17 protein-coding genes and 3 pseudogenes are annotated in these 19761 nt (G+C 61.7%); 8 read left to right on the top strand and 12 right to left on the bottom strand.

Features of this window, described 5'->3' with window-relative positions:
- Nucleotides 1–37: 37 nt before the first annotated feature.
- The 4 genes and pseudogenes from NVV77_RS21870 to NVV77_RS03610 form a co-directional block, all read left to right on the top strand.
- Nucleotides 38–1380 (top strand): annotated as a pseudogene (locus NVV77_RS21870) (hypothetical protein); the annotation flags it as partial.
- A 222-nt stretch (nucleotides 1381–1602) separates the two neighbouring features.
- Nucleotides 1603–2280, top strand: coding sequence for a prolyl oligopeptidase family serine peptidase (locus NVV77_RS21865; RefSeq protein WP_367178589.1), 678 nt, complete (start codon nucleotides 1603–1605; stop codon nucleotides 2278–2280).
- 100 nt (nucleotides 2281–2380) lie between these two features.
- A complete protein-coding gene (locus tag NVV77_RS03615; protein ID WP_295410832.1) occupies nucleotides 2381–2989 on the top strand; it encodes a superoxide dismutase in 609 nt (202 codons plus the stop codon).
- Between the two features lie 173 nt (nucleotides 2990–3162).
- Nucleotides 3163–3717: a response regulator gene (locus NVV77_RS03610; protein ID WP_295410831.1), complete on the top strand. Its 555-nt coding sequence runs from the start codon at nucleotides 3163–3165 to the stop codon at nucleotides 3715–3717.
- Between the two features lie 159 nt (nucleotides 3718–3876).
- Here the strand turns inward: NVV77_RS03610 and NVV77_RS03605 are convergent, their stop codons facing one another.
- Nucleotides 3877–4419: a hypothetical protein gene (locus NVV77_RS03605; protein ID WP_295410829.1), complete on the bottom strand. Its 543-nt coding sequence runs from the start codon at nucleotides 4417–4419 to the stop codon at nucleotides 3877–3879.
- Nucleotides 4416–5912, bottom strand: a complete 1497-nt coding sequence (locus NVV77_RS03600; RefSeq protein ID WP_295410827.1) for a helicase HerA-like domain-containing protein — start codon at nucleotides 5910–5912, stop codon at nucleotides 4416–4418. Before NVV77_RS03600 ends, NVV77_RS03605 begins: the two co-directional genes overlap by 4 nt.
- A 107-nt stretch (nucleotides 5913–6019) precedes the next feature.
- Between NVV77_RS03600 and NVV77_RS03595 the strand changes: the two genes are divergently transcribed.
- Nucleotides 6020–7303 carry a TIGR03808 family TAT-translocated repetitive protein gene (locus tag NVV77_RS03595; protein WP_295410825.1) on the top strand — a complete coding sequence of 428 codons (1284 nt, stop codon included), beginning with the start codon at nucleotides 6020–6022 and terminating at the stop codon, nucleotides 7301–7303.
- Between the two features lie 139 nt (nucleotides 7304–7442).
- On the opposite strand, the gene NVV77_RS03590 is transcribed toward NVV77_RS03595, so the two are convergent.
- The 4 genes from NVV77_RS03590 to NVV77_RS03575 all read right to left on the bottom strand — a co-directional run bounded on the left by NVV77_RS03590 (nucleotide 7443) and on the right by NVV77_RS03575 (nucleotide 9993).
- The gene (locus tag NVV77_RS03590; RefSeq protein WP_295410823.1) at nucleotides 7443–8441 is read right to left on the bottom strand and encodes an asparaginase; all 999 of its coding nucleotides are present in this window, start codon (nucleotides 8439–8441) and stop codon (nucleotides 7443–7445) included.
- Nucleotides 8442–8560: 119 nt separating this feature from the next.
- Nucleotides 8561–8899: an SH3 domain-containing protein gene (locus tag NVV77_RS03585; RefSeq protein WP_295410821.1), complete on the bottom strand. Its 339-nt coding sequence runs from the start codon at nucleotides 8897–8899 to the stop codon at nucleotides 8561–8563.
- A 105-nt stretch (nucleotides 8900–9004) separates the two neighbouring features.
- Nucleotides 9005–9280: a hypothetical protein gene (locus NVV77_RS03580; RefSeq protein ID WP_295410819.1), complete on the bottom strand. Its 276-nt coding sequence runs from the start codon at nucleotides 9278–9280 to the stop codon at nucleotides 9005–9007.
- 278 nt (nucleotides 9281–9558) lie between these two features.
- Complete coding sequence (locus NVV77_RS03575) at nucleotides 9559–9993, bottom strand: hypothetical protein (protein WP_295410817.1); 435 nt, start codon at nucleotides 9991–9993, stop codon at nucleotides 9559–9561.
- 235 nt (nucleotides 9994–10228) lie between these two features.
- Between NVV77_RS03575 and NVV77_RS03570 the strand changes: the two genes are divergently transcribed.
- Both NVV77_RS03570 and NVV77_RS03565 read left to right on the top strand, forming a co-directional pair.
- Complete coding sequence (locus NVV77_RS03570) at nucleotides 10229–11092, top strand: NAD(P)-dependent oxidoreductase (protein ID WP_295410815.1); 864 nt, start codon at nucleotides 10229–10231, stop codon at nucleotides 11090–11092.
- A 94-nt stretch (nucleotides 11093–11186) separates the two neighbouring features.
- Nucleotides 11187–12458 carry a DUF3422 domain-containing protein gene (locus NVV77_RS03565; protein ID WP_295410813.1) on the top strand — a complete coding sequence of 424 codons (1272 nt, stop codon included), beginning with the start codon at nucleotides 11187–11189 and terminating at the stop codon, nucleotides 12456–12458.
- A gap of 31 nt (nucleotides 12459–12489) precedes the next feature.
- Here the strand turns inward: NVV77_RS03565 and rhaM are convergent, their stop codons facing one another.
- The 6 genes and pseudogenes from rhaM to NVV77_RS03535 form a co-directional block, all read right to left on the bottom strand.
- Nucleotides 12490–12822, bottom strand: a complete 333-nt coding sequence (gene rhaM, locus NVV77_RS03560) for an L-rhamnose mutarotase (protein WP_295410811.1) — start codon at nucleotides 12820–12822, stop codon at nucleotides 12490–12492.
- Nucleotides 12819–13820, bottom strand: a complete 1002-nt coding sequence (locus tag NVV77_RS03555) for an ABC transporter permease (protein ID WP_295410808.1) — start codon at nucleotides 13818–13820, stop codon at nucleotides 12819–12821. Before NVV77_RS03555 ends, rhaM begins: the two co-directional genes overlap by 4 nt.
- A complete protein-coding gene (locus NVV77_RS03550; protein ID WP_295410806.1) occupies nucleotides 13817–14794 on the bottom strand; it encodes an ABC transporter permease in 978 nt (325 codons plus the stop codon). Before NVV77_RS03550 ends, NVV77_RS03555 begins: the two co-directional genes overlap by 4 nt.
- Nucleotides 14791–16296, bottom strand: coding sequence for a sugar ABC transporter ATP-binding protein (locus tag NVV77_RS03545; protein ID WP_367178585.1), 1506 nt, complete (start codon nucleotides 16294–16296; stop codon nucleotides 14791–14793). Before NVV77_RS03545 ends, NVV77_RS03550 begins: the two co-directional genes overlap by 4 nt.
- 154 nt (nucleotides 16297–16450) lie before the next feature.
- Nucleotides 16451–17437 (bottom strand): rhamnose ABC transporter substrate-binding protein, encoded by a 987-nt coding sequence (gene rhaS, locus NVV77_RS03540; RefSeq protein ID WP_295409630.1) that lies wholly within the window; start codon nucleotides 17435–17437, stop codon nucleotides 16451–16453.
- Nucleotides 17438–17472: 35 nt separating this feature from the next.
- Nucleotides 17473–18280, bottom strand: a pseudogene (locus tag NVV77_RS03535) (DeoR/GlpR family DNA-binding transcription regulator).
- A 185-nt stretch (nucleotides 18281–18465) separates the two neighbouring features.
- Here NVV77_RS03535 and NVV77_RS03530 point away from each other — a divergent pair.
- Nucleotides 18466–19761: pseudogene (locus tag NVV77_RS03530) on the top strand (bifunctional rhamnulose-1-phosphate aldolase/short-chain dehydrogenase); the annotation flags it as partial.

Genomic DNA, 19761 nt, shown 5'->3' with positions numbered 1-19761 from the left:
GCCAGTCGATCTTCGGTTTCGTGACAGAACCTTAACCATGACGCCCCCAAGGACAAGCCAAATCGGACCGAGGCTGTCGATAGTTGCGGATATCTGCAAAGGCTTCGGGGGTCTGGCAATCGCGCGCCGCGCGGCCTATGTCCTTGTGACCCATTTTGCGGCCGTAAAACTCCGCGCCTTCAGAAACTGCGGAAAGACGATGAGCCAAGCAACTCCTCCCAAAGCCAAGCGCGTGCCCCATAGCCACACCCATCACGGCGTGACCCGTGAAGACCCCTGGGCGTGGCTGCGCGCGGAAAACTGGCAGGAGGTGATGCAGAGCCCGGAAACGCTCGACAAGGAAATCCGGGCCTATCTCGACGCGGAAAACACCTATTACGAAGACCAGTTCGGCAAGCCGACCGCCGATCTGCAGGACAATATCTACAAGGAAATCCGCGGCCGCATCAAAGAGGACGACTCTGGCGTCCCCTCGCCCGATGGTCCCTGGGCCTATAATTCGCGCATGCTCGAGGGCAAGCAGTACCCGCAGGTCGTTCGCACTCCGCGCAAGGGTGGCGCCGAAGCCGTCCTGCTCGACTGCAATGTGGAAGCGGGCGAGGACTATTTCGGCTTTGCCGGCGCCGATCACGACATGAGCCACCGCTATCTCGCCTGGGCTGCCGACCGCGCCGGCTCGGAATATTACGACATCGTCGTGCGCGATCTCGAAACCGGCGTCGATAGTCCGGAAGTCATCAAGGATACGGCCGGCTCCTATGTCTGGTCCAATGACTCCAGCGCCATCTACTACACCGAGTATGACGACAACCACCGCCCCTATCGCGTGCGCCGCCACGACATCGGCACCGAGCAATCGTCCGATCCGATCATCTATGAAGAAAGCGACCCCGGCTTTTTCGTCGGCGTGGGCAAGACGCAGAACGACAAGTTCATCATCATCGACGCGCACGATCACCAGACCTCGGAAGTCTATCTGATCGACGCCGAAAAGGGCGGCGAACCCCGCGTGGTCTCCCCCGCCTCACCGATCGCGAATATGACGTCGAGGAGCGCGACGGCCTTCTCTATATCCGCACCAATGCCGATGGCGCCGAAGACTACAAGGTCGTCACCGCACCGCTCGACAATCCCGGTGCCGAAAACTGGACCGATCTCATCGCCCACCGCCCCGGCGTGCTGGTTCTCGATACCATTGTCATCAAGAACCACCTCCTGCGTCTCGAACGCCAGGATGGATTACCGCGCATCGTCGTGCGCGACCTGAGCACCGGCAAGGAAGACACTGTCCGTTTCGAGGAAGAGGCTTATGCGCTCGGGATGTCGGTCGGCTACGAATTCGACACCACCGTCTTCCGCCTCTCCTATTCCTCGCCGACAACGCCCAACCAGGTTTTCGACGTCGATCTCGCAACCGGTGCCCGCACCCTGCTCAAGACGCAGGAAGTCCCCTCCGGCCACGATCCCGCGCAATACGAAACCCACCGCATCTTCGCCAAGGCCGCCGATGGCGCCGAAGTCCCCGTCACGTTGCTCTACAAGAAGGGCACAAAACTCGACGGCTCCAACCCAGCCTTGCTCTACGGTTATGGCGCCTATGGCATGTCCATGCCGGCCAGCTTCTCGGTTTCGGTCCTGTCCCTCGTCGATCGCGGCTTCGTCTATGCCATCGCCCATATCCGCGGCGGCATGGACAAGGGCTATGCCTGGTACAAGAACGGCCGTCGCGAATTCAAAACCAACACATTTTCTGACTTCATCGCCGCCGGTGAGGCGCTGATATCAGGCGGTTACACGCAAAAAGGCAAAATCGTCGCCCAGGGCGGTTCGGCCGGCGGCATGCTGATGGGTGCCATCGCCAATCTCCGCCCCGATCTCTGGGCCGGCGTCATTGCCCAGGTAGCCTTTGTCGACGTGCTCAACACCATGCTCGACGACACATTGCCGCTCACCCCGCCCGAATGGCCCGAATGGGGCAATCCCATCACCTCGGCCGAGGATTATGCCCGCATCGCCGCCTATGCGCCCTATGAAGCGGTGTCGGCGCAAGACTATCCGCCGATCTTCGCCCTTGCCGGTCTCACCGATCCGCGCGTCACCTATTGGGAGCCGGCCAAGTGGGTGGCAAAACTCCGGGCAACCGCGACGGGGGATGCACCATTGTACCTCAAGACCAATATGGGGGCCGGCCACGGCGGGGCCTCGGGTCGCTTCGATCGCCTCAAGGAAACAGCCCAGTGCTACGCCTTTGCAATAAAGTCAGCAGGATTAGACGGTTAGTTTCTCCTGCGTCATTGTTGCGCCAAGCCAATCTGCCTATACCTTCTCACCAGTTCCGGTTTTGACCGAGCGTCATCCCTTTCCAGAAACGGAGGCTACCATGTCCACCAAGTTTACCCTGCCGCCCCTGCCCTATGCTTACGACGCCCTGGGCCCCTACATGTCGAAAGAGACGCTTGAGGTCCACCACGACAAGCACCACCAGGCTTACGTCACCAATGGCGAAAAGCTGCTGGAAGGTTCGGGCCTCGAAATCCTGCCGCTCGAAGACATCGTCAAGGAAAGCTTCGGCAAGAATGCCGGCCTCTTCAACAACGCTGGCCAGCACTACAACCACGTCCACTTCTGGAACTGGATGAAGCCCAATGGCGGCGGCAACAAGCTCCCCGCCAAGCTGCAGGCTGCCGTTGATTCCGACCTCGGTGGTTTTGACAAGCTGCGCGCCGATTTCATCGCTGCCGGCACCACCCAGTTCGGCTCGGGCTGGGCCTGGGTCTCGGTCAAGAACGGCAAGCTCGAAATCTCCAAGACTGCCAATGGCGAATCGCCGCTGGTCTATGGCGGCAAGCCGATCCTCGGCGTCGACGTGTGGGAGCACTCCTATTACATCGACTACCGCAATGCCCGCCCGAAGTACCTCGAAGCCTGGTTCGATAACCTGGTGAACTGGGAACACGTCGAGCTGCTGTTCGAAGAAGCCACCGCGTAATTTTTCGCTGACGCGAAACGTTAGACCAAGCCCGCCGGTGCAAAGCGCCGGCGGGTTTCGTTTTGCCCGGTGGGATTAACTTTTCCCAAGATTATCCGCGACTTGGTGGAATCCCCAGCTTCAAACATCCGCGAACCCATGTTAACGCTCTATTTACCACAAGGGGGGATGCGTTGACGTCACGGCCGAAAACGGTCGCCATTCTGGCGGCCAATCCTGCGCTTACGTCTGTGCTGACCATGGTTTTGGCCGGTGATACGCGCCTGCGCGTGCGCCCCTTTGAGAGCGAAGCCGAGCTCTTCGCCTATATGCGGATCGCTCCTCTCGACATGCTGGTCGTCGATTTCGATCGTGAGGGCCGCCCGGCCTATGAAATGGTCGAAGCCATCCGCCTCGACCCGCGCTTCGTCAGCCGCGAACTGCCCGTCATCGCCCTCACCCGCAGCATCACCCCGCCGATGCGCCATCAGGCGATCAGCGCCGGCATTGATGAAGTGCTGGTAAAACCCATGTCGCCGCGCCACCTGCTGCAGCGCGTGCAAGCCCGCCTGATCAATCGCAGCGTCGTCGGCCTTCTGGGCTCGGGCTATCGCGGCCCCGAACGCCGGGATCGCGTGCCTCTCTCCAAGCCACAACCGCACCCGACGCGACGCGCCACCGACAATGTCGTGCCGCTCTTCCCCGACCGCCGCAAGCCCATGCACCCGGGGCTCGAGCCGCTGGCCTAGGCCTGCCGACCGTACCGCTGTTCCGCGACGCCAACACCGGCCGTCCCATTGCGTCGTCATTGCCGGGCTTGTCCCGGCAATCCATCTCGCCTCCGCTGGGGACCACCGGGACAAGCCCGGTGACGACCGCGGATGGATTTCGCTGAACTTGGCAGAAACCTACCGCTTCTGTTCCAGCACCCAACTGACCTTGTTCCAAAGGTCTTCGACCGAATCCGCGAACTGCACATTCCGGTCATAGCCCGCCACCGAATGCGACAGCACGTCGCCGGCAAAACCCTTCACCACCTCGAAGGCCCGGTGGCGATTGAGCATAACGACGGGCTTGGCCCGCCCCTGCCTGGACGCCCAGCTCCCGAACAAGGCCGACGTCGAAGCCAGCGAACCTGGCAGCGCCACCAGCACCTGCGCTTCCTCGGCAAACAGCGCGTGGCGCGCGCCGCGATCCTCTACGACACGCACCGGCACACCCGAAAGCGTCGGCGGCAAAGCGGCATCGGCATCCGCGAGAACCGACACGGTTCCGCCCGCCGTCTTTGCCGCGGTCATCAGCGGCAGCGGCCCGGCGCCGTTTTCCCAGAGACACAACAATTGCGCGCCGCGGCGGGCAAAAAGCGTCCCCGTCTGGCTCATCAGGCTCGCCCGTTCCGGATCGCCCGGCCCCTTGTCCGAAGCGAAAATGCCGATAACCGCCATGCTCATCGACCCTTCATGCTGCCCAGGATGCCGCGCACGATGGCATTGCCCAGCTTGTTGGCCACAGTCCGCGCAAAGGAATTCATCGCCGCCTCAGCGGGCGTTTGCCGGCTCGATGTGCGGCGCGGCTGGCTTGCGCGCTCTTCGCGGGCCTGCCGCTCGGCGGCGACGCGGTCTGCCTCGTCATATTTTGCCCGCTCCTCGGCCAATTGCCGATCGCGCGTCCGGCGCTCCAGAATTTCAAAGGCCGATTCACGATCGCTAACGCTGTCATAGAGCCCGCCCACCGGCGAGTTGGCCATGGTCGCATCGCGCTCGGCCGGATTGAGCGGCCCCACCTGTGCGGAAGGCGGCCGGATCAGCGTGCGGCCGACCATGGACGGAATGCCCTTGTCCTCCAGCACCGAAACCAGCGCTTCACCGATCCCCAATTGGGTAATGACCTCTTCGGTCGAAAAATCCGGATTCGGGCGGAAAGTCTCCGCCGCCACTTTGACGGCCTTCTGCTCGCGTGGCGTATAGGCGCGCAAAGCGTGCTGCACGCGATTGGAAAGCTGCGCCAGCACGGCTTCCGGAATATCAATCGGGTTCTGCGTCACGAAATAAACGCCGACACCCTTCGAGCGGATCAGCTTTACGACCTGCTCAACCTTGTCGATCAGCGCCTTGGGCGCATCGTCAAACAGCAGATGCGCTTCATCGAAGAAGAACACCATTTTCGGCTTATCCGGATCGCCGACTTCCGGCAGTTGCTCGAAAAGTTCCGAGAGCAGCCAGAGCAGGAAGGTCGAATAGAGCCGCGGCGACTTCATCAGCTGGTCGGCCGCGAGGATCGAGATGAACCCGCGGCCATCCGTATCGACGCGCATCAGGTCGGCAATTTCCAGCGCCCGTTCGCCAAAGAAGTTGTCGGCGCCCTGCTGTTCCAGCACCAGCAGCGCGCGCTGGATGGCGCCAACCGAGGCCGTCGTCACATTGCCATAGCGCGCGGAGACTTCCTTGGAGCGCTCCTGAATGCTGACCAGCATCGAGCGCAGGTCCTTCAGATCCAGCAGCAGCAGCCCTTCCTCGTCGGCCACGCGGAAGGCGATGTTGAGCACGCCTTCCTGCGTGTCGTTGAGATCGAGGATGCGGCTCAGCAGCACCGGGCCCATTTCGGAAATCGTGGCGCGAACGGGATGCCCCTGCTTGCCGAAAAGATCCCAGAAAACCACCGGGAAGGCGTCATTGATGTAGTCGGTAAAGCCGATATCCTCGGCACGCTTGGTCTGCCATTCCTGGATCGGCTGGCCCTTGGCAACGCCCGACAGATCGCCCTTGATATCGGCCGCAAAGACCGGCACGCCCGCCCCCGCAAAGCCTTCGGCCAGCGCCTGCAGGGTTACGGTTTTGCCCGTGCCCGTGGCGCCAGTCACGAGGCCATGGCGATTGCCATATTTGAGGCTGAGATATTCCGGCCGCGTGCTCGTGCCGAGATAGATCTTGCCGTCCACGAGCATGTAGTCACCTCTTTGGTCTTCTAAAGTCTTGCCCGTTATAGCCAAAGCCGTTCACCACGTCTTTGGGTTTTGCTCGCCGCGCGCGCCAAAGCTGGCAGAATGAGACCATGCGCCAGAAAATCCAGATCACCCGTCGCCATGCCCTTGCCGGTCTCGCCGGTCTCGCCGTCGGCCTGCCCATGGCAGCACAGGCGCAGACCGCCGATCTCACGCCAGACAGCGATGCCGATCAGAGCGCGGCACTGCAGGCGGCGCTCGATGCTGCCACTGGCCGCCTCACCCTGCCCGCCGGCCGCTTTCGCGTCAGCAACATTAATTTCCCGGCCAATCTCGTAGTCGAAGGCGTCCCCGGCGCCACTGTCCTCGTCGCTTCAGGTACCGCCATTGGCGGCTTCCTGCATCAATCCGGCCTCGTCCTCCGCGATATTGGTTTTACCGGCGATAGCGGCAGCGATCCGCTCTTTGGCGTCCAGGCCGCCGAAAATGTCACAATCGAACGCTGTCGCTTCTCCGAAAGCCCCGGCATCGCCCTGTCGCTCTTCCAGAGCGCCGCGACCATTCGCGATTGCGATTTCGAGAACCACGGCGACGCCGCCATCCATTCCCTCGACAGCACCGGTCTCCTCGCCAGCGGCAACACGATTTCCGGCTGCGGCAATGCCGGCATCCGCATCTGGCGCAACGAGGCGGGGCCGGATGGCTCGATCCTGGTCAACAACCGCATCAGCAAGATCGACTGGCGCCAGGGCGGCAATGGCCAGAATGGCAATGGGATCAATGTCTATCTCGCCGATGAAGTCGTCGTCGCCGACAACCACATTTCCGATTGCGCCTTCACGGCCGTACGCCTCAACACCACGAAAAACTGCCAGGTAACCGGCAACATCTGCCGCACTTGCGGCGAGGTCGCGATCTTCTCCGAATTCGGCTTTTCCGGCTCGATCATCGCCGACAACGTGGTCGATGGCGCTGCCACCGGCATTTCCATCACCAATCTCGACAGCAACGGGCACCTCGCCGTCTGCTCGGGCAATATCGTGCGGAACATTTCGTCGAAATCTGAAGTGAACCCAGACACAGTCCCCGTCGGCATCTATGTCGAGGCCGAGGTCGCCGTCACCGGCAATGTGGTCGAAAACGTCCCGGGGGTTGCCATTGCGGCGGGTTTCGGCAGCTTCATGCGCTCCGTCGTCATCACCAGCAACGTCGTCTATGCCAGCAATATCGGCATCGGCGTTTCAGTCGCCGAAGGCGCCGGCAATGTGCTCATCGCCGACAACATGGTGCATGAGCCCAGCGTCGGCGAAATCGTCGGTCTCAAATGGACCGAGGTCGCCGAAACCGACCTCCGCGCCGTCGCCGATCGCTATCCGCACGTCACTATTCGTTAGGGGCAAAGGGTCCCTAGACCCTTCAAAAACACGGGGTCATTCCCGCGAAAGCGGGAATCTCTGTTTCTGTTCAAGGAGATTCCCGCTTTCGCGGGAATGACGCGGTGGAAGAGAGGCGCGAAGCCGTCCCCTCTCCTACCTACAGCACCGCCCTGACTTCCCCCACCACAGTCTTGCGCACATTCAGCGTCGGCTGCCGCGCAAAGCCTTCCAGCACCGCGCGCTGCGTCTCATCCGGATCGGCAAATTTCAGCAACAGCGCCGCGACCATGGCCTGGCTCGCGGCCATATTGCCGTCGTCGCATTTGAGCGCATAGCCCCAGCCCTTGTTGCGAATGGCGCCGCATTGCACGCCTTCCGCCCCGCCCTTTTGCATGACGCGGCCACCAAAGGCCTCCATCACCAGCGTATCAAGATGCCCCGTCCCGGCGACGAGATGCGGATGCTTGGTTGCCGCATCGAACAGCGCCCGCGCACCGGCCGCATGTCCAGCATCGAGCCCCTGCCCTGTCGCCATGCGCGCAAAACCCTGCGCCCAGGCCCGAATCGGCGCCGCCCAGGTGGGAATGGAACAGCCATCGGTGCCGCAACGATCTTCCGTCAGCCCCTCGCCGATCACCAGCTCCACCGCCGCCCGCACGGCGCGCTGCACGTCGTGCTCGCGTTTCACATAGTCTGTTGTCGGCACGCCCATGGCGAGCGCCACGCTCAACATGCCCGCATGTTTTCCGGAGCAATTGTTATGAAGCGCACTCGGCTCCTCATGCCGCTCCCGCAGCGCCTCGCGCGCCGCGCCATTGGTCGGTTGATGCGCACCACATTCGAGATTGGCCACCGACAGCCCCATGCGGCCAAGAAAGTTGGCCACATTGGTCACGTGGTCGTCCTCGCCATGATGGGAGGCGCAAGCCAGCGCCAGTTCTTCGCTCGAATGATGGAAGCGCTCGGCTGCATGCCGGTCGAAAATCGCCAGAGCCTGCATGGACTTGATCGCTGAACGTGGAAAAACCGGACGCTCGATGTCGCCCGCTGAAGCGATCACCTGCCCAGTCGCGTCGATCACCACAAAGGCACCGCGATGGCGGTTTTCCACCCAGTTGCCGCGGACGGCCTCGGCGAGAATGGGGTTGGCATCCATGTAAGAAAACTCCGGCCCTGACTGTCCCTGAGGAACAGTGCAGAGCCGGAAAAGTCAACATGCATGGGTAGGAGGTACGCGGTTACTAAAGAGGCGCGCCGGGCAAACGGCGCGAAAGCTCAGATGTCCCAGCCATCGACCAGGGTCAGGTAGCGCGAGTTGACCCATCCGCGGGTGTTCTGGCGGTCGACAAGGCACCAATCGGCGCTTTTCGGGACGGTGATGCAGCGTTCGACCCAAACCGGGGTGTCGGGTTGGAGGGCGCCGATTTTCTGCGAATAGCTGGCCGGCCACTTGCGCACGTTCAGCTGGTCCCAATGGGCGACATTGCTGACCCGCGCCAGTTGTTCGACCTGGTAGCCGGCAGCCATGGCAGGCTGCACGGCAAAGCCGGCGGCGGCGGTAACGACAAGGCCACAGAGCGCTGCGACCAGAACCTTTTCCTGTGACTTGTTCATTTCAGTGTCCCTCAGGGCGTTTCATCTTGAAAGCACCTTGCCTGAACCGGCTTGAACTCACCCTGATAGGTGCGTTCAGGCTCGGTTCATCGACAAGACATCGGCTCAGCGCGTGTCGCGCTGGTAGACATAGAGAATGATGCTGTCATTCCCGCCCTGGCGGAGCGAGACAACGTCGTTCTGGTCGTAGCCCTTGGCCGTCAGGGCGGCCATCAGCGTCGCCGAGTGGGCGATGGGCTGACGCAGGTGATTGACATTGCCTTCGACAAACAGCGAGCCGTAGCCATTGCGACCATAGATGGCGAGTTCCTCGCAGACCGGCAGCAGCACGACATCCTGGCCGTGGATAGCGGCGATGTCGGCCTGCTTGACGCTGCGCATGTGCCCCATCGCAGCAGAGCACTCAGGCGTGCTCCCCGAGCTCGTCTCAACGGCCGGGGGCGCGGCCGCATCACGGCAGCAGTGCTGGGCAGAACGGTGGTTGCAGTGAGGACACCGGCGAGCAGGGTGAGGGTAGCGAATTTCAGCATTTTTGATGATCTCAGGTTTGGGCGGCGGATGCCTGGCATCGGCCGTGACGCTTGGGTTTGGGTTGGTTTGGATTTGAAAGAGCCGCACCCTCGGGTGCGGCTCGGATACAGTCGGGCAGTCAGGCCCGATCAGTTCATGTCGCGCTGGTGCACGTAGAGGATGATGCTGTCATTGGCGCCGTGACGGAGCGAGACGACATCGTTCTGGTCGTAGCCCTTGGCCGTCAGGGCGGCCATGAGCGTGGCATTGCGGGCAATCGGCACGCGCAGGTGGTTGACGTTGCCGTTGACGAAGAGCGGGCCATAGACATTCTTGCCGCGCACCGTCAGGTCTTCGCAGACAGGCAGCAGGGCGACACGGTTGCCGTTGATGGCAAGAATATCGGCCTGCTTGACGCTGCGCATATGACCCATGGCAGCAGAACAATCATATTCCTGGCCGGAACCGGGCTGCGGATAGCGCTGGTTGCTGCCGGGAACGAAAGCAACCTGGGCGAAGCTGGGCAGGACCGAAGCAGCGGTGACGAGGCCGGCGAGAACGGCAAGCGTGGTGATCTTGAGCATTTTGTTTCTCCAGTTTGGTTCGGCATCCGCCCCTCGCGGACCGCCTGATATTTCGATGTCCTTGCATCGAGCGTGGCGGTGTTATGAGCCCTGCCCTTTGAACCCGTGCTGAGAGCCGCATTCATCTCCCGTTAACCGCCGGAAACCGGCCTTCCGCGGTTGGCAGAAGCGCTGTTCGGGCTTAGGCTAGAAGCCGGACAACCACGAAATCAGCGTGGAAAATGAGGAGGTTCGGATGAAAAAGGTGCTGGTGACCGGTGGCAGCGGCAAGCTTGGCCGTGCCGTGCTGCGCGATCTCGTGACCCATGGCTACGATGTGCTCAACATCGACCAGCAGGCGCTTTCCGAACCGATCTGCCGCTCGGTCAGGATCGATCTCACCAATTTCGGCGAGGTCGCATCAGCCATTCTCGGCGGTGTCGATGAGCGCGGCGGGCCCTTCGATGCCGTGGTGCACCTCGCCGCCATTCCCGCGCCGGGCCTTGCCGCCAATGCCAAGACTTTTGCGAACAATGTGACGACGACCTACAACGTCTTCGAGGCCACGCGCCTCGCCAAGATCAAGAACGTCGTCTTCGCCTCGAGCGAAACCGTGCTCGGCCTGCCTTTCGACACGCCCCCGCCCTATGCGCCGGTCGACGAGGAGTATTTCCCGCGCCCGGAAAGCGCCTATTCGCTGGGAAAGCTGCTCGACGAGACCATGGCCGCCCAATTCTGCCGCTGGGATCCGGAACTGCGCATGGTGGCCCTGCGCTTCTCCAATGTCATGTATCCCGAGGACTACGCCGCCTTCCCCAAATTCGACAGCGACCCGCGCAGCCGCAAATGGAATCTTTGGGCCTATATCGACGCCCGCGACGGCGCCCAGGCCGTGCGCCGGTCCATCCAGGCCGATTTCAAGGGATTTGAGGCCTTCATCATCGCCAATGCCGACTCGGTCATGACCCGGTCCAACATTTCGCTGCTCGCCGAGGTTTTCCCCGACGTGCCGCAGAAGGGCAATATCCCCACCAATGGCACGCTGCTGTCGATCGAAAAGGCCAAACGCCTCCTCGGCTATTCGCCCCAATACAGCTGGCGCAGCGAGGTGGCCAAGTAGAGCCCTTCGACCAAAGTAGCGTGCGCTAACGTCTCATTGTCAAATCGGGGTGGCGCGCCACCAATGGGAGCCAGAAAAGCTCCCAGAGGTTCCCATGGCCGCGCCGCTCCCTGTCGACCACCCCTATCGGCAAGCCATCATGGCCGAGGTGCATGCGCGCCCGGTCGAGATCGTGCCCGAAGCCTGCCGCCTCCGTCGCCTCGTCTTCGTCATGCCCGCCGTCTCCGGCGCCATGATGCGCGTTTTCCATGCCTTCGAAGCATTCTGCATCGAAGCGGGCCATCCCGTTCCGACGCTGGCCAGCCGTCAATACAGTTTTGAGACGCCGGGCCACCACGTCACCTGGGAATTCCACACCGAATTCGTCACCCTCACCTGGCGCAGCGACCTCGACGATTGGGAAAACTGGCCCGACGACATCGGCTTTGCCGCGCTCGCCGAAGCTCAGCTCATCGGCGCCATGCGCATCGACGTTACGGCCGATGGCACCGTGCCTGACAAGCTGGTGCCCGGCTTCAACCTCCCGAGCCTCTGCCTTGCCGATATCGAGAACGGCAATGGCCAGGTGGCGACCGATTTCGTGCCCGATGCCGACCGCTTCACCCGCTTCGAACTCGCCGCCGGCCGCCTCACCACGCTCCGCCGCTCCATCGTCGTCCGGCGCCTGCTCGAAGTCGAAACCTACCGCACCATGGCCCTCCTCGGCCTGCCGCTGGCGCGAGAAGTCGCGGGCGACCTGCGCAGCATCGAACTCGATCTGACTGCGCTCGTCGAAAGCCTTTCCGCTGCCACGACGCCCGCTGCCGTACAGCAGTCGCTCGGCGCGCTCCACACCATGTCGGTGCGCTCGGGCCAGTTGTCGGAACGTCTCGGCTATCGCTTTGCCGCCGGCCAGGCCTATGGCGAAATCCTGCGCATGCGCCTCGCCAATCTGCGTGAAAACTCGACCGCCCGCGGCTCGACGCTGACGCACTATATCGGCAATCGCGTCGATCCGGGCCTTGCCACCTGCGCCGCCATGGAAAAGCGTCTCGCCGTTGTCTCGGACAAGATCGAGCGCGCCATTGGCCTGCTCGATGTGCGGATCGGGGTCGATATGCAGGTGCAGAACGCCGCCGTGCTCGACAGCATCGCGCATACGGCGCGCAGCCAGTTCCTGCTGCAGCGGACGGTGGAGGGTCTCTCAACCATCGCCATCAGCTACTATCTCCTCGGCATCCTGAGCTATCTGCTCGCGGGACCATTGGAAGAACTGCATTGGGAAAAGACCATGACGCTGTCCATCGCAGCGCCCTTCGTGGTCCTGGCTGTCTGGCTCATGGCCCGCGCCGTGCGCCGGGCACATACGCCGGCTGGGATGCACTAAAGCGGCAAAGGCCCCCAATGGGGCCTTTTCTTCATTTCATCCAAAACACCGGCAGCAGATCCACCGAGATCGGCTCGTTCTTCTCATTGGTGGCCATGATGTCGGCCATATGGGCCCACCAGCGCTTCATGACGTCCGTGTTCGGCAGATCACCCATCGTGTGATCCTTGCGGCGCCAGAGCACGCCGAACAGCGTGTTGGTCTCTTCGTCGAGGTGAATGGAATAGTCCTTCACCCCGGCGTCGTGCAGCAGATCGACTAGCTCGGGAAAAATCTCGTCATGACGCTTCTTGTATTCGGCCGTCATGCCGGGATTGAGATGCATCTTGAAGGCGTGCTTTTCGTAGCCGTCGTCGGTGATCATGCTTTTCTTTGCCTCCACATGCGGAACAGGATCGGCAGCGCGATCACGACGATCAGCAGCGAACCGATGAAGATCGACATCACGATCCCAGGCACGTTGAGCAGGCCCAGCCCGAAGGTCACAAGACCCATGATCAGTGCGGCCAGCACGACGCCTATGATAGTGCCGGAGCCGCCAAGGATCGACACGCCGCCCAGAACCACCATGGTCACCGCTTCAAGCTCAAAGCCCTCGGCGATCGACGGGCGGGTCGAACCCAGACGCGCCGTCAACAGCACCGCAGCGATGCCGCTCATCAACCCGGTCAGGCAGAACAGCACGAACTTGATGCGATCGACGCGCACACCCGAGAAGCGCGCAGCGGTCGCGTTATTGCCGATGGCAAAGACGCGGCGACCGAAATTGGTGTGGTGCAGCACGACATAGAAAATGAACGCACAGACGAGGAACAGCACCAGTTCGAACGAGATCACCCAGAACACGTAGCCCTGGCCGAACCACGAAAAGCTCGCGGGGTAGCCCTTAAAGCTCTGGTCGCCGAGGACGATATAGGCAATGCCGCGGAAGAGACTCATCGTACCGATGGTGACGACGATCGAGGGCAGTTTTAGCCCGGTGATGAGGAAGCCATTAAAGGCGCCACAGAGCACCCCGACGCCGATCCCCACGGCCACAAGCACGGGCGTATCCGCCCCCGCCTGCAGTGCCAGACCCATCATGGTCGAAGCCAGCGCGATGATCGAAGCGACCGACAGATCGATCTCACCCGTGATAATGACCAGCGCCATCGCCAGCGCAATCAGCGCCTTCTCGGTGAAGTTGAACGTCATGTCGCTCAGGCTCCACTCATTGAGGAAGTAGGGCGAGGCGAAGGAATTGGCGATGAAGATAGCCAGGGCCACGAGAACCAGCAGGCTCTCCCAGCTCAGGACGGCGGATTTGACGGGATTGTCGAGCCGATCGGGAAGATGGCGGCCGGTTGCGGTCGTATCGGTCATGCGGCTTCTGCCTTCTTCAAGATAATGCGGCCCTTGGTCCGTTCGCTGCGGCCATTGAGCACCACGGCGATCAGGATGGCGGCGCCGGAAATGGCCATCTGCCAGAAGGGCGACACGCCAATCACCGGCAGGGCATTGTTGACGACGCCGAGGAACAGCGCGCCGAGCAGCGCCCCCGCCACAGTGCCGATACCGCCGGCAATCGACACGCCGCCGATAACGCAGGCAGCAACGATGGTCAGTTCATAGCCACCGGCGACTTCCACCGAGGCGATCACGTAGCGCGAAATCCAGAGATAACCGCAAAGACCGGCAATGGCCCCGGCCAGAACGAAGGCCAGGAATTTGGTGCGGCCCACATTGATGCCGGTGTAGACCGCCGCCGTCGGATTGACGCCGATGGCATAGAAGGCGCGTCCGGCCGCGGTGCGCGTCATCAGGAGATAGACGAGCGTTGCAACAACAATGGCGAACCAGCTCAGGATCGGCAGGCCAATGAAGGTGCCGCGCTGGAGCTGGATGAACTCCTGGCTCATCTGCGCCGCGTTGACCCAGGCACCGCCCGAGATGACGAAAACGAGACCACGGAAAATGGTCAGCGTGCCGAGGGTGACAACGATCGGCGGAATATCGAGCTTCCAGACGAGAATGCCGTTGAACGCACCCAATGCCGAGCCGATCACCACCGAGCCGGCAATCAGCAGCGGAATCGGCACACCGGGTGCTGCGGCATTGATCATGGCGACAATCATGCCCGTCAGCGCCAGGTTAGACGCCATCGAAAGGTCGATAGAGCGCGTCAGGATGACGGCCATCTGCCCAAGCGCCAGCATCATCAGAATGGACGTGTCGTTGAAAATGGTGAGCAGGTTGCCCGGCTGCGAGAAGCGCGGGAAGCGCAGCGTCACCAGCACGATAACGGCGAGAATGCCGAGCGCCAGCCAGAGTTCACGGGTTTTCAGAAGCCGGTTCATGCCGCCTTCTCCTTGGCAATACCAGCCGCCAGACGCACCAGCGTCTCGGGCTGCAGATTCTTGTTTTCGAGGGTCTCGATGATGTGCCCTTCGCGCATGACGACCACACGGTCGCTCATGCCCAAAATTTCCGGCAGTTCGGACGAGACCATGATGACGCTCAGGCCCTGGGAGACGAGCTCGCCCATGAATTCATGCACCGCCGCTTTCGAACCGATGTCGATGCCCTTGGTCGGCTCATCGAGAATGATGACCTTGGGCAGCGTTGCCAGCCACTTGGCGATGACGACCTTCTGCTGATTGCCGCCCGACAGGGTGGAGACGTTCTGGCTCAGCGACGAAGCGCGGAGATCAAGCCGTTCGGTATAGGTCCGCGCCAGCGCGAACTCTTCCGCCATGCGGATAAAGCCCCTGGCGCTGGTCTTGTCGATGCTCGGCAGCGATACGTTCTTGAAGATCGGCTCGCCGGTGATGACACCCTGCTTGCCGCGCTCTTCCGGCACATAGACGATGCCCGCCTCGACCGCATCCGCTGCAGATTTCGGCGCGATCGTCTGGCCGCCGAGCACCATCGTGCCCGAAGCAATCTGCGTCATGCCGAACACAGCCTGCATGACCTCGGAGCGTCCGGCGCCCACAAGGCCGTAAAAGCCCAGGATCTCGCCCTTGCGGACCTCGAAGGAAATATCCTCGAATTCGGTCGGGTGGCTCAGCCCCTTCACCTCAAGCACGGTCTCGCCAATCGTGGCGGTGCGTGCGGGGAAGATGTGGTCCACCGAACGGCCGACCATGAGCTTGACGATCTCGTTCTCCGGGGTCTCCTTGATGAAACCCTTGCCCACCATTTCGCCATCGCGGAACACGGTGAAGCGGTCGCAGATGCGGTAGATTTCGTCGAACTTGTGCGAGATGAAGAGGATAGCCTTGCCATCCGCCTTGAGGAGTTCGACGAGCACGTAAAGCTCCTCGATTTCCTTCTGGCTCAACGCGGCGGTCGGCTCGTCCATGATCACGACCTGCGCGTCGACACTCAACGCCCGGGCCACAGCCACGAGGTGCTTCTTGGCGATGCCCAGTTCCTTGAGCGGTGTGCCGGCATCAATCCCTGCGGCCATGGAATCGAGCGTCTTCTGCGCCTCGTTTTTCATGGTCTTCCAGTCGATCATGCCGAAGCGATTGCGCGGCGCATGCCCGAGATAGATATTCTCGGCCACCGAAAGCTCGTCGAACAGAACCGTTTCCTGATGGATGGCGGTGATGCCGGCATGGGTCGCCGAAATCGCCGTCGGCAGGGTCACGACCTGCCCTTTGACACGAATTTCGCCTTCGTCGGGCTGGTAGATGCCGGTCATGGTTTTGACCAGCGTCGACTTGCCCGCGCCGTTCTCGCCGATCAGCGCCGTCACTTGCCCGGGAAAGAGTTCGAGCGACACATTGTGCAGCGCCCTTACGCCGGGAAAGCTCTTGGATATGCCCGTCAGGGTCAGGATGGGTTCTGTCATTGCGCGTGTGTCCTTGACCGCCGGCAGCGGCATCAATCACCACGTCATTCCCGCGAAAGCGGGAATCTCATTGCCGAAAAAGAGATTCCCGCTTTCGCGGGAATGACGCCGTGGTTTGGGGTGGCCCGGCACCGAAGCGCCGGGCCGAAAAAGATCAGTAGATCTTGGAGAATTCTTCGATGTTGCTCTTGTCGAACTGGAACGGGGCAGCCATGGCAGCCGCGTTGTTGTCATCGAGGGTCACTTCGCCGACCTTGCCGATCGAGAAGGTCGCGCCGGGGGCAGCTTCCTGGCCGTCAACGAGAGCCTTGGCGAGGTAGACGGCCGAGTAGCCGAGGTCGATCGGGTTCCACAGAGCCACAGCCTGCGAAGCACCATTGTCGATGAACTGCTTGAACTCGGACGGCAGAGCCAGACCGGTGACATTGACCTTGCCGATCAGGTTCTGGTCGGTCACGACCTGGGCCGCAGCAACGACGCCGACGGTAGTCGGAGCGATGATGGCCTTGAGGTTCGGATAGGCAGCGATCAGACCGCGGGCTTCTTCGGTCGACTTCACCGAGTCGTCGTCACCGTAAACGGTGGCGACGAGGTTGATATTCGGGAACTTTTCCGGAATGACAGCCTTGGCGGCTTCGATCCAGGCGTTCTGGTTGGTCGCGGTGGAAGCGGCCGAGAGAATGGCAACGTCGCCGCCTTCGGGCAGGTAGTCGGCAGCCAGCTTGATGATGGTTTCGCCGATCAGGCCGATATCAGACGGGTTGAGGTGGATCTGGCGGCCTTCGGGAGCAACGCCCGAATCCCACGAGATCACCTTGATGCCGCGCTGCTGGGCGCGCTGCAGAACCGGCACGAGAGCATCCGGGTCATTGGCCGAGATGGCGATGGCGTCGACCTGCTGAGCGATCAGCGAGTTGACGACTTCGATCTGGGCTTCGGCGGTTGCAGCGGTCGGACCGGTATAGATCAGCTCGATGTCGCCGATTTCCTTGGCAGCTTCTTCAGCACCCTTGGCAGCGGCGTCGAAGAAGCCGTTGCCGAGCGATTTCACGACCAGCGCGATGCGGGTCTGAGCATAGGCCGGCACGGCGAGGAGAATGGCGGCAGCAGCCGTCGCGGCCATCAGTTTGAACAGTTTCATAAGAGTCCCTCCCTGGATGATCTGTCGTTCATGTCTCAAGCCACCGCACTTTGACGGTCGGCCTGAGCAGTCGTGTCCGCCACGATGAGCCGCACACCTGCTGTTTCCAGCATTTGACGATCTTCGTCGCGGATGCCGCTATCGGTAATGACAGCGGCAATTCTATCGAGCCCGCAGAGGATGAGACTGCTGCGGCCCATGAATTTGGAGGAGTCGGCGAGGACGATCAGTTCGTCTGCCTGCCCGATCAGGCCAAGCTCGGACTGCACGACCATCGGGTCGGCCTCCATCAGCCCATGGGCGCCGATACCCTGGCAGCCGATGAACATGCGCTTGGCATAAAAGTGGCTCGCCACCACCCCGCCAAAGGGCGAGAGGATGACGTTCTGCTCGCGATAGACCGTGCCACCGGGAATGACGACGGGGTTGCGCGAGTTGTGGATCAGATACTCCGCGATGGCGAAGCTGTTGGTGAACACGCTGACCCGCTTGGAGGTCAGGAAGTGCACCATCTGATAGGTCGTCGTGCCGCCATTGATGATGATCGGCTCGCCATCGCTGCACAAATCTGCAGCAGCGCGCGCAATTGCCCGCTTCTGAGCAATATTGATCGTTTCGTTGACGGAGAAGGGTCGACCGACGAGACCGCCCTGCGCCGGAGGATTGATCGCCTCGGGCGCCGCCACGCACGCGGCGGAGCTTGCCCTGCTCGTCGAGCGAGGCAATGTCCCGGCGGATCGTGGCTTCGGAAGAGCCTGTCACTTCACACAATTCGGCCACCGTCACCACGGGGTGCGATTGTGCAGCGGATAGAATGACGCGGTGGCGTTCCGTTTCGTGCAAGGCTGATACTCCCTGAACGCAGTGCTTTCACTCTTTCCGCGCAGAGTCAATCAGCAATCGACATGTTTCAGTCAGAAGCGCGCACGAATGATGAATCCTGATCGTTTCTGATTGACAGCGTATATCGTTCTATGGCCATGTCCGGGCCAAATCTCCACTTCGCCTAACCTTCGGGAGGAACTTCCATGTCCACCGCGCCCAAGCGCCTTGAAAACAAGTGGGACGACGCCAAAGCCGCGTCCATGACCGAGCCGGAGCGCCTGGTCTACCGTTCGAACCTGCTCGGCTCGGACAAGCGCGTCACCAACTATGGCGGCGGCAATACCTCCTCCAAGATCATGCAGAAGGACCCTCTTACGGGCGAGATGGTCGAAGTCCTCTGGGTCAAGGGTTCGGGCGGCGACAGCGCTTCGATCAAGCTCGACGGCTTCTCGACGCTCTACATGGACAAGCTGCGCGCCCTGAAGGGCCTCTATCGCGGCGTTGAGTTCGAAGACGAGATGGTGGGCTACCTGCCCCACGCGACGTTCAACCTGAACCCGCGCGCCGCTTCGATCGACACCCCACCTCCATGCCTATGTGAACCACAACTTTGTGGACCACATGCACCCGGACGCGATCATCGCCATCGCGGCCTCGAAGAATTCCAAGGAACTGACCAAGCAGATCTTTGGCGACACCATCGGCTGGCTTCCGTGGAAGAAGCCGGGTTTTGAACTCGGCCTGTGGCTTGGCAAGTACTGCGAAGAAAACCCGAACTCCAAGGGTCTCATCCTCGAGTCGCACGGCCTCTTCACCTGGGCGACACCCCAAGGAATGCTACGAAACCACCATCGGCATCATCAATCAGGCCATCGAATGGTTTGAAAAGGAAACCGCTGGCAAGACCATCTTCGGTGGCGCCGCTACCCAGTCGCTCGATGCCGACGCCCGTCGAGCCGTCGCTGCCAAGCTGATGCCAAAAATCCGCGGCTTCATCTCCGAAGACAGCCACAAGCTCGGCCATTTCGACGACAGCGACGCCGTCCTCGAATTCGTCAATTCCAAGAACTCCTCGCCCACTGGCGGCTCGGCACGTCCTGCCCCGACCACTTCCTGCGCACCAAGATCCGTCCGCTGGTCATCGACTTCAACCCGGCCAACCCGGGACGTTGATGCCGTGATCGCTGGCCTTGATGCCCAGATCGCCGCCTATCGCGTCGACTACCGTGCCTATTACGACGCTGCAAGCACGACAATTCGCCGGCCGTGCGCGATCCGAACGCCGTCGTTTACCTGATCCTCGGCGTCGGGCATGCTGACCTTCGCCAAGGACAAGGCCACTGCCCGCATTTCTGGCGAGTTCTATGTCAACGCCATCAACGTGATGCGCGGCGCCTCGACCGTCAGCGAATACCAGGGCCTCCCCGAGCAGGAAGCCTTCGACATCGAATATTGGTTGCTTGAAGAAGCCGCTTGCTCGTATGCCCAAGCCGAAGTCG

It is taken from the genome of Devosia sp. (assembly GCF_024707125.1).
Taxonomy (GTDB): Bacteria; Pseudomonadota; Alphaproteobacteria; order Rhizobiales; family Devosiaceae; genus Devosia.
Note: the sequence above shows the minus strand (reverse complement) of the source record. Positions and strands in the feature narration are given on the sequence as shown.

What these genes read in the sequence shown, in the direction of transcription:
- NVV77_RS03615 (WP_295410832.1), top strand. Translation starts at nt 2,381, where the DNA reads ATGTCCACCAAGTTTACCCTGCCGCCCCTGCCCTATGCTTACGACGCC.
- NVV77_RS03605 (WP_295410829.1), bottom strand. Translation starts at nt 4,419, where the DNA reads ATGAGCATGGCGGTTATCGGCATTTTCGCTTCGGACAAGGGGCCGGGC.
- NVV77_RS03570 (WP_295410815.1), top strand. Translation starts at nt 10,229, where the DNA reads ATGAAAAAGGTGCTGGTGACCGGTGGCAGCGGCAAGCTTGGCCGTGCC.
- NVV77_RS03545 (WP_367178585.1), bottom strand. Translation starts at nt 16,296, where the DNA reads ATGACAGAACCCATCCTGACCCTGACGGGCATATCCAAGAGCTTTCCC.
- NVV77_RS03595 (WP_295410825.1), top strand. Translation starts at nt 6,020, where the DNA reads ATGCGCCAGAAAATCCAGATCACCCGTCGCCATGCCCTTGCCGGTCTC.
- NVV77_RS21865 (WP_367178589.1), top strand. Translation starts at nt 1,603, where the DNA reads ATGTCCATGCCGGCCAGCTTCTCGGTTTCGGTCCTGTCCCTCGTCGAT.
- NVV77_RS03585 (WP_295410821.1), bottom strand. Translation starts at nt 8,899, where the DNA reads ATGAACAAGTCACAGGAAAAGGTTCTGGTCGCAGCGCTCTGTGGCCTT.
- rhaM (WP_295410811.1), bottom strand. Translation starts at nt 12,822, where the DNA reads ATGATCACCGACGACGGCTACGAAAAGCACGCCTTCAAGATGCATCTC.
- NVV77_RS03555 (WP_295410808.1), bottom strand. Translation starts at nt 13,820, where the DNA reads ATGACCGATACGACCGCAACCGGCCGCCATCTTCCCGATCGGCTCGAC.
- NVV77_RS03600 (WP_295410827.1), bottom strand. Translation starts at nt 5,912, where the DNA reads ATGCTCGTGGACGGCAAGATCTATCTCGGCACGAGCACGCGGCCGGAA.
- NVV77_RS03580 (WP_295410819.1), bottom strand. Translation starts at nt 9,280, where the DNA reads ATGCGCAGCGTCAAGCAGGCCGACATCGCCGCTATCCACGGCCAGGAT.
- NVV77_RS03590 (WP_295410823.1), bottom strand. Translation starts at nt 8,441, where the DNA reads ATGGATGCCAACCCCATTCTCGCCGAGGCCGTCCGCGGCAACTGGGTG.
- NVV77_RS03575 (WP_295410817.1), bottom strand. Translation starts at nt 9,993, where the DNA reads ATGCTCAAGATCACCACGCTTGCCGTTCTCGCCGGCCTCGTCACCGCT.
- rhaS (WP_295409630.1), bottom strand. Translation starts at nt 17,437, where the DNA reads ATGAAACTGTTCAAACTGATGGCCGCGACGGCTGCTGCCGCCATTCTC.
- NVV77_RS03550 (WP_295410806.1), bottom strand. Translation starts at nt 14,794, where the DNA reads ATGAACCGGCTTCTGAAAACCCGTGAACTCTGGCTGGCGCTCGGCATT.
- NVV77_RS03565 (WP_295410813.1), top strand. Translation starts at nt 11,187, where the DNA reads ATGGCCGCGCCGCTCCCTGTCGACCACCCCTATCGGCAAGCCATCATG.